We start from the raw sequence: 14,536 nt of genomic DNA, 5'->3' as shown, positions 1-14,536 counted from the left end.
TCCAGGTGGCTGGCCCTGGCAAGGCAAGCCGCCAGGGCCAGCCACCGGCTCGCAACCAGGACCACGGCTGTGGAAGAGAGCCTTCCTATCGTTCAGCCCGCAGCCGCCAGTGCCTCGGGCAGGCAATCTCGTTCGACCGGGCCGCTCGAGCATTCGGGCCAGTCGACCACCAGACACCGCGCGAAAGTGCTCATCACGCTGGCCGACGACCTGGACCTGGAGATCCCCAAGGTCCGCACCGGCAGCTAGGTTTGCCGTCCCTGACGCTCGACCAGAGGCCGTTGATGAAGGTAGTTGCCGGTGAAGACGGCCCTCAGTCATTCCGACGGGCCCCGCCGAGTCACCGGCTCACGAACGATCCTCGATCCACTTGGCCAGCACCCCGAGTGCCTCTTGGCCGTCTGCGCCCGCGGGCCTGTTCAGGGAGCCGTGTGACGCACCGGTGAGCAGGTGGCGCTCACACGGCACGCCGGCCTCGGTCAACTGGCGGGCGAGGAGTTCCGCCGACGGCCGCACCGTGTCGTTCTCACAGTCCAGGAAGAAGGTGGGGGGATGGCCGGGGAGCGGGTCTCCCAGCCCGGCGAAGGCCGCCGGGTCATTCATGTGGTCCGGGCCGGCGTAGTGGAGGTCCATCTCCACCAGCCATTGCGGTTCGAAGGAGGTGCCGTCGGTGGCCTCCCGTATGGCGGCCAGTTCCGCCGGGTCCCAGTCGGGGATTCCGCTGTGGAGGGCGGCGTAAGCCAGGATCAGTGTGCGCGGCGGCGGCTTCCTGTGGTCGAGGAGATACCGGGTGGCGGAAGCGACCAGGTTGCCGCCGGCGCTCGCGCCACCGAGGTGGAGCGTGTCGGCCGTGGCGCCAAGGACATCGGTGCTGTTCTCGACAGCCCAGTGCCAGCCTGCCAGCACGTCGTCGCGGGGCACCGGATAGCGCACACCGTGCAGGGCCTTGCGGTAGTCGAGGGCGAGCACCGGAACGCCCCGGGCGGCGAGGGCGAGGCCCACCCAGTGGGACTCGTACATGTCGAGGCTGCCGCTGACGTAGGCGCCGCCGTGGACCCAGACCAGTGCCGAAACGACCGGCTTGTCCGGATGGCGATACACCCGGGCCGGTACCCCTGCCGGCCCGAGGCGCAGGTGGCGAACCGTCACCGTTGCCAGCTCCGGAAGGCGTGCGACCAGATCGATCGGATTGTGCTGGCCCATGACGCGGTCTGCGGCTGGTCCCAGCCCTTCCAGGAGGGCCACGAACTCGCCGAAGGGCGGTAGCGCGGACTTTCCGCCCTGCGCCCCACGTCGTAGGACGGCCCCCAGCACCGGCGCGGGGAGTCTGCGCAGGACGTGTCCGGCGAGCTTCATCCGCAGCCGCTGCGAACGACTGCTCGTACCAACGGGTGTGGACACGCGTACTCCTCAGAGGTGATGCGGGTGAGCGTCGGCAGGGGTGGCACTCAGGAACTGGCGGCCTCCAGGGCAACGAACTTCTCCTGCAGGTCCACCAGGAACTGCTCACCGTTGGGCAGCATCTTCGCGACGGAACGCACTGTGGTGCCGGCGGGGGCGGAGGAGGCACCGTCCTCGATGTAGGCCGCGGCTTCCGGCATGTACGCGATAAGCAGGTCCTTGAAGGCGCGCATCGCGTCCTCGCGGTCCAGCAGCGCGTCGATGGCCATGTCCAGGGACAGCGGCGCACGCGCGTGGTCATCCGTCGCGAGGGACACCGTCCAGATGTGCCGTCCCGAGCCCACCTGCAGCTCCTGCCGGCCGGGCAGTAGCACGTCGGCGGTGGTGTTCGGCGGTACGAGGGCCTCGACGGTCAGCTCGCCGCCGGACAGGGACCAGGAGACCGCCGCGTCGCCGTACGGCGTGCGCAGCGCTGCCTCCGCGTGGGTGAGTCCGCCTCCCGGCACCGGCTCGATGCGCAGGCGCCGGTAGCCGGGTGCGGCGGGGGCCAGGCCGGCGACCGTGCGGTGCAGCCAGTCGGCGACAGCGCCCAGCGCGTAGTGGTTGAAGGAGGTCATCCCGCTCGGGTTGACCGTGCCGTCGGGCAGCATGCTGTCCCAGCGCTCCCAGATCGTGGTGGCGCCCATGGTGACCGCATAGAGCCAGGAGGGGCATTCGCGCTGGAGCAGCAGCCGGTACGCGGTGTCGGCGTGTCCGGTGCTGGTCAGGGCGTCGCAGATCAGTGGGGTGCCGACGAAGCCGGTGGCGATCTTGTAACCGCCGCCCCGGACCAGCTGGGCGAGCCGGTTCCCGGCGTGGACGCGCTGGTCGGCTGTGGGCAGCAGGTCGAAGCAGAGGGCGAGGGCGTAGGCGGTGGGGGCGTCGGCCATCATCCGGCCTGCGCCGGTGACGTATTCCTTCTGGAACGCGGACCGGATCTCGGACGCCAGCGTCTGGTAGCGCTCGGCGTCGGCGGTCTTGCCGAGGATCTCGGCGGAGCGGGCGAGAAGGTGGGTGGAGCGGGCGAAGTAGGCCGTGGCCACGAGCTCTTTCGGGGTGGCCGCGGCGTCCGGGCGTCCGGCCGGGGCCGTCGGGTCGAGCCAGTCGCCGAACTGGAAGCCGCTGTCCCACAGTCGGGACTCACCCGCGAGGCCGGCCACGTGGTCCACCCAGGCACGCATCGATTCGTACTGCGCCGCCAGGACCCCGGTGTCGCCATAGCGTTCGTACAGCACCCACGGCACCATGACCGCCGCGTCGCCCCAGGCCGCCGTGGCCGAGTCGGCTCCGGGAACGACCTTGGGCACGACGAACGGGACGACGCCGTTCTCGCCCTGCTCGGCGGCGAGGTCCGCCAGCCAGGAGGTGAGGAAACCGGCGCTGTCGTGCAGGTAGGAGGCGGTCGGCGAGAAGACCTGGATGTCGCCCGTCCAGCCAAGGCGTTCGTCGCGCTGGGGGCAGTCGGTGGGCAGGTCGAGGAAGTTGCCGCGCATGCCCCACACGACGTTCTCGTGCAGACGGTCGACGAGGTCGTCGGAGCAGCTGAACGTGCCGGTGCGGGCAAGGTCGGAGTGCAGGACGACGGCCTTCACCGCGGTTGCGGCGTCGAAGTCGTCGGGGACGCCGGTGATCTCGGCGTAGCGGAAGCCGTGGAAGGTGAAGCGGGGTTCGAAGACTTCGGTGCCCTCGCCGCGCAGGGTGTAGGTGTCCGTCGCGGCGGCGGTGCGCAGCGGGCGGGTGCACAGTTCGCCGTCTTCGAGGACCTCGGCGTGGCGCAGTACCAGCTGCCGGCCCGGCTCGCCGGTCACCGTCACGCGCAGGCGTCCCACCAGGTTCTGGCCGAAGTCGAGGAGTGTCTTGCCGGAGGGCGTCGTGGTGACGGAGACCGGAGCGATCTCCTCGATACGGCGTACCGGTGGTCCGTCGGGGGCGACCAGGGTGGCGAGGTCACGTTCGACGGTGCGGACCGCGCGCCAGCCGGCCTCGTCGTTCCCGGGTTCCGACCAGCCGTCCCGTTCCAGCCGGGCGTCGTAGACCTCGCCGTCGTACAGGCTGGAGGTGACGATGGGGCCGGTTGCCGCCCGCCATGAGCCGTCGGTCACCACGCGCTCGGAGGTGCCGTCCTCGTAGGTCACTTCCAGTTGTGCGAGGAAGGCGAGGCGGTTGCCGTAGACGGCCCGGGTCTTGCCGTCGAAGCCGATACGGCCGCGGAACCAGCCGTCTGCGAGCACCGCGCCGAAGACGTTGCGGCCCGGACGGAGCAGGCCGGTGACGTCGAAGGTCTGGTAGCGCAGACGCTTGTCGTACGCCGTCCACCCGGGTGCGAGGATGTGGTCGCCGACCCGGTTGCCGTTCAGTTCGGCCTCGTAGACGCCGAGCGCGGTGGCGTAGAGGCGAGCCGAACGCACCGGGCCGTGCAGGTCGAACTCGCGGCGCAGGAGCGGGGAGGGCTGATCGAGCTGCGCATCCTCCTCCCAGTCGGGACTGATGAAGGCCGCCGACCAGTCCTCGGGAGCGAACAGCCCCGCCTCGACGGTCGCCGGCTCGCTCCAGGAGGACTTCGCGCCGTCGGGCCCGGTGACGCGGACACGGACGGTGGCTCGGTTGCGGGCCGGCAGCGGTGCGAAGGGCCAGGGGACGAGGACGGAATCGTCGGATTCGATGTGCAGCACGGTCGGCTCCGATCCCCCCTGCCTGGTGAGCTCCACCTCGTAAGCCGTCTGATGCCAGTTCGCGGTCTCTGTGAGCGTGGTCCAGGACAGACGGGGGGTGGCAGTGCCCAGGCCGACGGGTTCACGCACATGCTCGAAGCGGACGTCGGCAACGGTGACGGCGTGGGTGCGGGCTGCCTGGATCACTAGGGGCTCCCCATTTCTATGAATCGATTCAATCCATGACCCACACCTAGACCGACGGTCCGGAGTGGCTCGAAAAAGTCTGTGACTGAACCCTAGCCATGAAACCCGAATGCCACTAGGTTTCCGCCGTGTGAACTTCCGACACGGTCCGATCACCCCCGTTCACGTGCAGTTAGGAAGCAGTCTTTCCCGTCTGTCCACGCTCCGTCGGTGACCAGCAGGTCACCACTGGGGACGGTTGACGGTTCAGGCCATGGTTCCCGTCATGGCCGCCACGGATCTGAAAGGTTCCAACCCCTCGCGTCGGCATCCGACCTCACCGCCGCAAGCCGCACTTCCCGGCTCCGTCCGAGTCCCCCACCGGCGTCGCTGCTGCGCCCCGCGCCTGCACGTCGTGCTCGACAGCCACTCACCACCGCTCGACGCGCTCCGAACCGCTCCGCATGAGCGGGCAGGTGCCGTCGCCCTCCCGCAGTCCGCCGAGCCGCGCGGGCCGCCTTCTGATGAGAGGCCACACTGCCGTGTCTTCATCCACCACTCCCTCCGCGCCCCCGCCCACCGCACCGGCGTCCCCGACCACTGCCGAGCCCGCAGGCCTCGGTGCCCGTCTGGCTCTGATCGCGGTGGCCCTGATGTGGCCGACCCAGTTGCTGTCACTGAGCGGCCTGCTCGGAGGCAGCGCCCAGGCATCCGTCGCCCTGCACTTCCACACGGCGGAGATCGGCTGGTTCCTCCTCGTCAACGCGCTGGTCGGCACGGTCGTCCTGCCCTTCGTCGTGAAGGCGGCCGACCTGTACGGCAAGCGCAACACGATGATCGCCATCACCGTGCTCGGCCTGGTCGGCGACATCGTCGCCGCACTCGCCACCAACTACGAGACCCTGCTGATCGGCCGCGCCATCGCCGGCTTCTACGCGCCGATCGCTGCCCTGGCCTACGCCAGCGTCCGTGAGCTCTTCCCGCCCAAGCAGGTCGGCACCGCCAGCGGGTTCATCGGCAGCGGCATCGCATTCGTGGCCCTGGGGGGCCCTTTCCTCACGGGGTGGCTGCTGGATTCCTTCGGCTTCCGCGGCGTCCTGTGGGCGCTGGCCATCGCCACGGCCGTCGGGCTGGTTCTCCTGCTCACTGTCGTGCCCGAGACACCCCACCGGGTGAAGGACAGCAGGTTCAACTGGCTGTCCGGGCTGCTCCTGGGCGTCGGCGCGGCGTCGGTCATCTACGGCGTGGGCAAGGGCGGCGAGTGGGGCTGGACGGACGCCGCCACTCTGGGGTTCATCGTCGGTGGCGTGCTGGCGGTGATCCTCTTCGTCGCCATCGAGAAGAAGTCCGCCAACCCGCTGTTCGACCTCACGATGATGTCCCGCCGCCCGGTGTGGAGCGTCATGGTCGCGACCTCCCTCATCGCCGGAACCGTCTTCGGCACCGGCGTCATCACGCAGCTGCTGGTCCTCTTCCCCAAGATCCCCACGGTCTCGGACGGTCTGGGCATGACCGCCACCCACTTCGCGGTCATCGGCATCCCCTCCAGCATCCTCATCCTGCTCGTCGGCTTCGGCACCGGCGCCCTGGTGCGCAGGATCGACGCACGCATCCCGCTGGGCCTGGGCGCCGCGCTCGCCTGCCTCGGCTTCGTGCTCTCGCACAGCTGGCACTACACGAGCTTCCAGCTGATCATCCTGGGGCCCGTTTCCGCGTTCGCCATGGGCATGATCGTCGCGTCGATGCCTGTGCTCATCATCCAGGCGGTCGACCCCGACGAGCAGGCCACCGCCAGCGGCCTGCAGAACCTCATGCAGGGCGTGACCATCTCGGTGATCACGCAACTCGTCTACGTGGTCCTCGCCCAGGACAGCCGTGTCGTCCAGGGCACCCGCTTCTACCTGGACGCCGGTTACAAGAACGCCATGCTCCTCGGCGCCGGTCTCGCGGCGGTGGGGCTCCTGACCGTGGCGCTGATTCCGAAGCTGAAGCGCACCGAGGACGTGACCGCGGGCGAGGCCCTGAGCCACTCCTGACCGTGCCCCCTGTCTGGTCCGCCCTCGGCGGACCAGACCTCCCATCACCGAAAGGCAACCCATGGCCCGTCGGCAGTCAGTCGACGAAGCGGATCTCGCCCGGCGCCTCGACGCCATGTCCCTCAAAGAGAAGGTGACCCTGCTCACCGGCGGCGACGCCTGGACCCTGACACCGGTCGTCGCCGCCGGCCTCGCTTCTCTCGCTCTGTCCGACGGGCCCGTCGGCCCCCGTGGCACCACGTTCGGCGGCGACGCTCCTGCCGCACTGCTCTTCCCCAGCCCCACCTCGCTGGCAGCGACCTGGGACGAGGACCTTGCCCGCGAGGCCGGGCGGCTGATGGGACTGAAGGCCCGCGAGATGGGCATCCGCGTCCTTCTCGCCCCCACCGTCAACCTCCACCGCTCACCCCTCGGCGGCCGCCACTTCGAGTGCTACTCCGAGGACCCCCACCTCACCGCACGCATCGCCACCGGCTTCGTCAAGGGGGTGCAGTCGACCGGCGTCGCCGCCACCGTCAAGCACTTCGTCGGCAACGACTCCGAGACCGAGCGCATGACCTACGACGCCCGGATCGACCCGACGACGCTGCGCGAAACGTACTTGCCGCCCTTCGAGGCGACGGTGCGGGAGGCGGAGGCCTGGGTGGTGATGGCGGCCTACAACTCGGTGTGCGGCACGACGATGACCGAGAACGCCGAGCTGCTCACCGGCCTGCTGAAGGAGGAATGGGGGTTCGACGGTGTCGTGGTCTCCGACTGGCAGGCCGCCCGGTCCCTGGAGGCCTCAGCCCTGGCCGGCCTCGACCTGGTGATGCCGGGACCGGACGGCCCCTGGGGCGACGCACTGGTCGCCGCCGTGGAACAGGGCGGCGTGCCCGAGTCCGTGGTCGACGACAAGGTACGGCGGATCCTGCGGCTCGCGGCACGCACCGGCGCCCTCGACGGAATCGACGCACCGCCGACGGAGGCTGTGCCCGGGGACATCCGCGCACGCATCCGCGACCTCGCTGTACGCGGGTCGGTCCTGCTGCGCAACGACGGCCTGTTGCCCCTGGCCCCTGCCGCGCTGCGCAAGGTCGCGCTCATCGGACCCAACGCGGTCCGTTTCGCACCGCAAGGCGGCGGAAGCGCCCATGTCACGCCCGAGCATGTCGTGACACCCGCGGAAGGACTGCGCCGCGCGCTCGGTGAACACGTCGAGGTCACCGTCCACCCGGGCGTCTTCCCGCACGCCAAACTGCCTCCGATCCACGCCGGACTGGCCACTGACCCCGTGGACGGAGCGCCAGGTGTGCGCCTGGAGTACCGCGCGGCGGACGGCACCCTCATCTCCGACGAACACAAGGACCCCTCGGCCTGGTGGTTCCCCATCATCCTGGGCGAGGACGTCGATGAACTGTGCGTGCGGACCCGGCTCACCCTGACGGAGTCCGGCGAGCATCGCCTGTCCGTCCTGGGAACCGGCCGCTTCACGCTGCACGTGCCGGGGCAGCAGCCCCAGACCCACCAGGAACTGCAAGAAGGCGACGACCTCGCCGCACTCCTGCTCAACCCGCCGTCGCACACCTTCGTCTTCTCCGCGGTGCGGGGCGAGTCCGACATCCTGGTGCGGGTGCGCCCGCAGCGCAACCTCCCCTACCCCATCGCTCTGCTGGGCCTCGGCTACGACGTCCCGCGTGGCAGCGACGAGGAAGAACTGCAGGCGGCAGAAGACGCCGCGGCGGACGCGGACGTCGTCGTCCTCGTGATCGGAAGCGACGCCGACACCGAGACCGAGAACGCCGACCGCGCTTCCCTCACGTTGCGTGGTCTGCAGGACCGGCTCGTCGAACGGGTCTGCGCCGCGAACCCCCGTACCGCCGTGGTCGTCAACGCCGGCTCGCCCTTCCTGATGCCGTGGGCCGAACGACCGGCCGCGCTGCTGTGGTCGTGGTTCCCCGGCCAGGAGGGTGGTGACGCGATCGCGGACATCCTGACCGGTACCGAGCCGGGCGGCCGACTGCCCACGACCTTCCCGGCGGTCGAGGAGGACGTTCCGGTGCTGTCGACCCAGCCGGTCGACGGCGTCCTCGACTACGCGGAAGGGACACTGATCGGGCACCGGGCCTACGCCGCGTCCGGCACGGCACCGCTCTTCCCGTTCGGTCACGGGCTGTCGTACACGACCTGGCACTACCAGGACTTCGTGCTCACCGGAGACCTGGCGCGCGGACTCACCGTCAGTGTCAACGTCCGCAACACCGGCTCAAGAGCCGGCCGCGAGGTCGTCCAGGCGTATCTGGAACCCGCCGACGGCTCCGAACCGGCCCACCTGGTCGGATTCGCCACCATCGAGGCGGAGGCAGGCGCGGCCGCGGTCGCCACCATCCAGGTGCCCGCACAGGCTCTCGCACGCTGGACCGGAAGCGGTTGGGGCACCCGATCCGGGCCGCACCTGCTCCGGGTCGGACGCTCGGTCCTGGACACCCGGCTCAGCACCCACGTGGCACGACCAGCCTGAACGCCTGTGAGTCCCGGGTATGCCGAGCTGACGGACGGTGAAGTACGGTCGGGGCGTGAGCACACCACGCAAGCCCCGTGGCCCCTACCGCAAGGGCCTGGAACGCCGGAAGCAGATCCTGCGGGCCGCCCTGGAGGTCTTCAACGAGCACGGCGAACGCGGCTCGTCGCTCAAGGAGATCGCCGACCGCGTGGGCATGTCGCAGGCGGGTGTGCTGCACTACTTCGACTCCCGCGAGGAGCTCCTGCTGGCCGTCCTGGCCGAACGGGACGCCCTGGACACCGAGTCGGTCGCCGACGCGACGTCCCCGGGCGAAGCCGTGGCCCGGACCGTGGCGCACAATGCCCAGCAGCCGGGCCTGGTGGACCTGTTCGTCACCCTGTCCGCCGCCGCGTCCGACCCGGACCATCCGGCCCACGCGTTCTTCAAGCAGCGGTACGCGGACCTGAGTGCCCAGATCGAGGACGGTCTGGGCAAGGCCCAGCAACAGGGGCAGGTCCGCCCGGACGTCGCGCCGCGGCACATGGCGCGGATGCTGGTGGCCCTGTCGGACGGGCTCCAGCTGCAGTGGCTGCTGGACCCGAGTGTCGACATGGCGGAGACGATCGAGGCGTTCAACCGGATGTGCCTGGCCTGGTCGGACGAGACCGAAGGTCAGGCGCACAAGGCGTCCTCCCGCGACCGCGCCTGAGCCTTTTCGACGCCGCACCTCACCGCAGTACCGCGTTCAAGCCCCCGCGCACCGTCACAGGGTGTGCCACGCGGTCGCCGACGCATGCCCTCGGCGACCTCTTCACGGTCCTGGTACATCCACGGCGCCCAATACCTAGCGCCATTCGCTTTTTGCTCTTAGAGTCGGTCGCCGACGCCCTTCTGTCTCGTCGCGCCCGACGAGCCGCGTATGCGGCGCAGGTACCCCGCCGCAGGCCGCAGCGCGGGGTACGGCGCATCTTCCCTCTCCTCAAAAACGACCACGATGCGTGCGCGCACCGCACTCAGCGGTCCGCCGCAAGACCAAGAGGTAGCCCTATGGAACGTCTGGACAGCCGCCGCATCCTCGTCACCGGATCCGCTTCCGGCATCGGCCGTGCCACCACCCTTCGGCTCCTTTCCGAGGGAGCGCGCGTCGTCGCAACGGACATCGACAAGGACGGCCTGGCGGAGACGGCCGGGCTTGCCGCCGAGGCGGGAACCGGTGAGCGGCTCCGGACGGCCCTCCTCGACGTCTCCGACGAGAGCGCGGTGAACAGCGTCGTGGCGGACGCCGTCGCCGGATTCGGCGGCCTGGACGCCCTGGTCAACGTGGCCGGCATGCTGCGCGGGGCCCACACCCACGCATGCTCCCTGGAACTGTGGAACCGCATCATCGCCGTGAACCTCACCGGCACCTTCCTGGTGACCCGGGCGGCGCTGCCCGCACTCCTGGAGACGGGCCGGGGCGTGGTGGTCAACTTCAGCTCCACCTCGGCCCAGTTCGCCCACCCGTTCATGGCCGCGTACTCCGCGAGCAAGGGCGGGATCCTGTCCTTCACCCACAGCATCGCCCAGGAGTACGCCAAGCAGGGCCTGCGCGCGGTGAACATCAACCCGGGCAGCATCTCCAGCGGCATCACCGAGAACATCTTCTCGCTCGTCCCCGAGGACACCGACTGGAACCTCTTCACCAAGCTCACGCCCGCCCTCGGCGAGGGCTTCGGTTCGCCCGACACCGTCGCCGGCGTCGTCGCGATGCTCGTCTCCGACGACGGAGCCTTCATCACCGGCACCGAGATCCGCATCGACGGCGGCACCCACCAGTAGGACCTGCGCGGGAGCATCTCGCGCCCGCGTCGACACTCCCCCACCGAATCCGCGCATGAGCATGCCTGACCGGCCGGAGGCCGCCATGTCCCACCCCTCAGCCGGGCTCCCCGCCCGAGCAGTCGTGGCCGAACGCGGCTCCGGTGCTCCCGCCCCGGTCAGCCGCCGGTTCATCACCCTCTACGTCATCGCCTACCTGGGCTTGTATCTGGCGGTGTTGACCCCCTTGCTGGTGTCGCTCGCAATCCGGCTAGGGGACATCGACCCGGACGGCAAGACCAGGAGCCTTGGCCTGGTGGTGGGTGCGGGAACACTGGTGAACATCGTGGCGGGTGTCGTCATCGGGGTCCTGAGCGACCACACCACCGCGCGCCTGGGCCGGCGCAAGCCCTGGATCATCGCCGGGATCCCGGCGCTGCTCGCCGGATCCGTGGTCACCGGTCTCGCCTCGTCAGTCGGCATGGTGCTCGTCGGCTTCGTCATGGGTCAGCTGGGGCTCAGCTCGATCATGACGGGGATGCAGGCGATACTTCCCGACCAGGTGCCCGAGCAGCAACGCGGCAAGGTGTCGGGGATGCTCGGCTTCACCGCACAGATCGCGGGAGTGGCTGGTTTCCAGCTCGCGGAACCCCTGAAGGGCTCCGGGCTCCTGCTGTTCCTCGTCCCGGCCGCCCTCGCCTCCCTAGCGCTCGTGCCCGTCGTCGTCCTCCTCCCCGACCCTGCCGTACGCGTCGCGGGGAAGGACCGTCAGAGCTTCGCCACAGTGTTCCGCGGCCTCACCTTCAACCCGCGGCGCCACCCGGACCTGGGATGGACCTGGGCGGGCCGGTTCCTGATCCAGCTCAGCCTGATGTTCCTGTCCACCTACCAGCTCTACTTCCTCACCGACCACCTCGGCTACAAACTGAGCGAGGTGACGGGTCTGCTCGCACTCTCCGGCGGGATCGGCCTGCTGATGACCTCCACGGGCGCCGTGGTCAGCGGCATCCTCTCCGACCGCCTGCGCCGCAGGAAACCGTTCATTTACGCCGCCGCTGCCGCGTTCGCCGTCGGCTTCGCCATCGTGGCGACCGCGCCATCGTTCCCGCAGGTCATGGTCGGCTCCCAGATCATCCTGCTCGGGGCGGGCGTCTTCGGAGCGGTGGACATCGCACTGGTCACTGATGTCATCCCGAACCGGGAGACCGAAGGCGCCAAGTACATGAGCGTTTTCGGGATCGCCAGCGCCCTGCCGCAGTCACTCGCGCCGCTCATCGCCCCCTTCATCCTCGCGATCGGCGGCGGCGACAACTACACGCTGCTCTTCCTCACAGCGGCGGGCGTCGCCGTGGCCGGCGGATTGACAGTCCGTCCGATCCGCGGCGTCCGCTGACGCGTAGGTGTTGTTCTCATACGCTAAAACCTAGCATCATTTGGTATTGGCGGTAGGATTTCCTTCACCGACGCACACCTCTCCACACCTCTCCCGCAACGCCGAACCAGCCGTCGCTCCACGCGTCGGCATGCCGGTCCGCGTCTCTTGCACCCGGCAACCGCCCAGAAATCTCGAGGTATAAGCCACATGACTCACGCCCACACGGCCACCGAGCCGAGTCTCGACGACAAGACCGCGCTCCTTTCAGGCCGGGACTTCGGCAGCACAGAGGCCGCCGAGGCCTCCGGGATCCCCTCGCTGGTGCTCAGCGACGGCCCCCACGGAGTGCGGCGCCAACGCGCGGACTCCGACCACATCGGAATACACCAGAGCGAACCCGCCACCTGCTTCCCGCCCGCTGTGGCGCTGGCCTCCAGCTGGGACCCCGGCCTCCTGCGCCGACTCGGCGAAGCCCTCGGCCGCGAGGCCCGGCACCTCGATGTGGACGTTCTGCTCGGCCCCGGCGTGAACATCAAGCGCTCACCGCTGTGCGGCCGCAACTTCGAGTACTTCTCCGAGGACCCGCTGCTCAGCGGAGTCCTCGGAGCCGCCTACGTGCGGGGCGTGCAGAGCCAGGGCGTGGGCACGTCGGTCAAGCACTTCGCGGCCAACAACCAAGAGACCGACCGCATGCGAGTCAGCTCCGACGTCGACGAACGCACCCTGCGGGAGATCTACTTCCCGGCGTTCGAACGCATCGTCACCCAGGCGCGGCCGGCCACCGTGATGTGCTCCTACAACAGGGTCAACGGCGTCCACGCCGCCGAGAACCGCTGGCTGCTGACCCAGGTGCTGCGCGAGGAATGGGGCTTCGACGGCCTGGTCGTCTCCGACTGGGGCGCCGTCAGCGACCGCGTCGCCGCACTGCTCGCCGGCACGGACCTGGAGATGCCCGGCAACGGCGGCGCCACCGACGCGGAGGTCGCCGCGGCGGTGCGGGCGGGCGAACTGGACGAGGGAGTCGTCGACACAGCCGTAGCCCGGTTGCGCACGCTCGCGGAGCGCGTCCGGGCCGGGGACACCCCGGCCGGGGTGGACCACGAGGCGCAGCACCGGCTCGCCCGCGAGATCGCCGCAGACTGCCTTGTCCTGCTCAAGAACCGGGACCGGACCCTCCCGCTCGGCCCCACCGGCCGCATCGCCCTCATCGGCGAGTTCGCACAGACCCTGCGCTACCAGGGCGGCGGCAGCTCCCACGTCAACGCCACCCGCGTCGACAGCCCGCTGGAACAGCTGCGCGCCGCGCTGCCTGACGCCGACATCGACTTCGCCCAGGGGTACGACCCCACCGGCCAGGCCGACGCGGCCCACCTGCGTGGGCAGGCCGTCGCGCTTGCGGCGCAGACCGACACCGCCGTGCTCGTCGTCGGCCTGCCCGAAGCCGACGAGTCCGAGGGCTTCGACCGCGAGCACATCGATCTGCCGCGGGATCAGGTCGAGCTGATCCAGGAGGTGGCCCGCGCGGCCCGCCGTACGGTCGTCGTGCTGCTCAACGGCGGTGTGGTGAGCCTGGAGGGCTGGCACGACGAGGTGGACGCCGTGGTGGAGGCGTGGCTGCCCGGCCAGGCGGGCGGGGGCGCGATCGCCGACGTGCTCGCGGGCCGGGTCAACCCCTCCGGCCGTCTCGCCGAGACCATCCCGTTCCGCCTCCAGGACACACCGTCCTTCCTCAACTTCCCCGGGGAGCAGGGGCATGTCCGTTACGGCGAGGGCGTGATGGTCGGCTACCGCTACTACGAGAGCGCGGATGTCCCGGTCCGTTACTCGTTCGGCCACGGCCTGAGCTACACGACCTTCGAGCAGAGCGACTTCCGCGTCACCGCCACCGGTGCGGACACGGCGACGGCCACCGTCACGGTCACCAACACCGGCGACCGGTCCGGCAAGCACGTGGTCCAGGTCTACGTGGCCGCCCCCAAGCGACCGGTCAGCAGCCCGGCCCGGGAACTGCGCGGCTTCGCCAAGGTGTCCCTCGCACCCGGCGAGAGCACGGTCGTCGAGATCGACCTGGACCGCCGCGCGTTCGCCTACTGGGACATCACCCGCGCCGACTGGACCGTGGCCGCGGGCCGGTACGAGGTGCAACTCGCCGAGAATGCCCACACCGTCGTCGCCGCCGTATCCCTGGACCTCGCGGGGGACCTGCTGGCGAAGCCGCTCACGCTGGACTCCACCGTCGGCGAGTGGTTCGGCCACGCGTCCGTCGGCCCCGCCCTCACCGAGGCCCTCGAGTCGGGGTTGACCGAGGAGCAGGCCGCCGTCGCAGCGGAGAACGCGGACGCGATGCGCATGGTCGAGTCCATGACCATGCGGGCGTTCCTCGGATTCTTGCCGAATCCACTGCCCCAGGAGTTCCTGGAAAAACTGATGCAGACGAGCCGCACCCTTGCATGACGGAGTGAGCGGACAGACCCAGTCGGCGGTCAGGGACGGGAAAGCCCTGACCGTCGTGGCCGTGCAGCAGCGGACCTGAACGCACCGGCCGTGAACGGCGCGACGGCTCCGCAGG

9 protein-coding genes are annotated in these 14,536 nt (G+C 69.9%); 7 read left to right on the top strand and 2 right to left on the bottom strand.

Annotation, left to right across the window (positions count from 1 at the left end):
- Positions 1–69 precede the first annotated feature (69 nt).
- Positions 70–249: a hypothetical protein gene (locus ACZ7EG_RS28190; protein WP_471084662.1), complete on the top strand. Its 180-nt coding sequence runs from the start codon at positions 70–72 to the stop codon at positions 247–249.
- A gap of 99 nt (positions 250–348) precedes the next feature.
- Here ACZ7EG_RS28190 and ACZ7EG_RS28185 read toward each other — a convergent pair whose 3' ends face one another.
- Together ACZ7EG_RS28185 and ACZ7EG_RS28180 are read right to left on the bottom strand one after the other, a co-directional pair.
- Positions 349–1,401: an alpha/beta hydrolase gene (locus ACZ7EG_RS28185; protein ID WP_471084659.1), complete on the bottom strand. Its 1,053-nt coding sequence runs from the start codon at positions 1,399–1,401 to the stop codon at positions 349–351.
- Positions 1,402–1,448: 47 nt separating this feature from the next.
- Positions 1,449–4,298: an alpha-L-rhamnosidase gene (locus ACZ7EG_RS28180; RefSeq protein WP_471084656.1), complete on the bottom strand. Its 2,850-nt coding sequence runs from the start codon at positions 4,296–4,298 to the stop codon at positions 1,449–1,451.
- A gap of 521 nt (positions 4,299–4,819) precedes the next feature.
- On the opposite strand from ACZ7EG_RS28180, the gene ACZ7EG_RS28175 reads away from it, so the two are divergent.
- The 6 genes from ACZ7EG_RS28175 (at position 4,820) to ACZ7EG_RS28150 (ending at position 14,421) form a co-directional block, all read left to right on the top strand.
- Positions 4,820–6,313 (top strand): MFS transporter, encoded by a 1,494-nt coding sequence (locus tag ACZ7EG_RS28175; RefSeq protein ID WP_471084653.1) that lies wholly within the window; start codon positions 4,820–4,822, stop codon positions 6,311–6,313.
- A 61-nt stretch (positions 6,314–6,374) separates the two neighbouring features.
- Positions 6,375–8,813 (top strand): glycoside hydrolase family 3 protein, encoded by a 2,439-nt coding sequence (locus ACZ7EG_RS28170; protein ID WP_471084650.1) that lies wholly within the window; start codon positions 6,375–6,377, stop codon positions 8,811–8,813.
- Positions 8,814–8,868: 55 nt separating this feature from the next.
- On the top strand, positions 8,869–9,504 hold the full coding sequence (locus ACZ7EG_RS28165; RefSeq protein ID WP_471084647.1) for a TetR/AcrR family transcriptional regulator: 636 nt from the start codon (positions 8,869–8,871) through the stop codon (positions 9,502–9,504).
- A 338-nt stretch (positions 9,505–9,842) separates the two neighbouring features.
- A complete protein-coding gene (locus ACZ7EG_RS28160; protein WP_471084644.1) occupies positions 9,843–10,613 on the top strand; it encodes an SDR family NAD(P)-dependent oxidoreductase in 771 nt (256 codons plus the stop codon).
- 55 nt (positions 10,614–10,668) lie between these two features.
- Complete coding sequence (locus tag ACZ7EG_RS28155; protein WP_471084641.1) at positions 10,669–11,985, top strand: MFS transporter; 1,317 nt, start codon at positions 10,669–10,671, stop codon at positions 11,983–11,985.
- A gap of 189 nt (positions 11,986–12,174) precedes the next feature.
- Positions 12,175–14,421: a glycoside hydrolase family 3 C-terminal domain-containing protein gene (locus ACZ7EG_RS28150; protein ID WP_471084638.1), complete on the top strand. Its 2,247-nt coding sequence runs from the start codon at positions 12,175–12,177 to the stop codon at positions 14,419–14,421.
- Positions 14,422–14,536 lie beyond the last annotated feature (115 nt).

Source organism: Streptomyces sp. NPDC037100, assembly GCF_055606225.1.
Note: the sequence above shows the minus strand (reverse complement) of the source record. Positions and strands in the feature narration are given on the sequence as shown.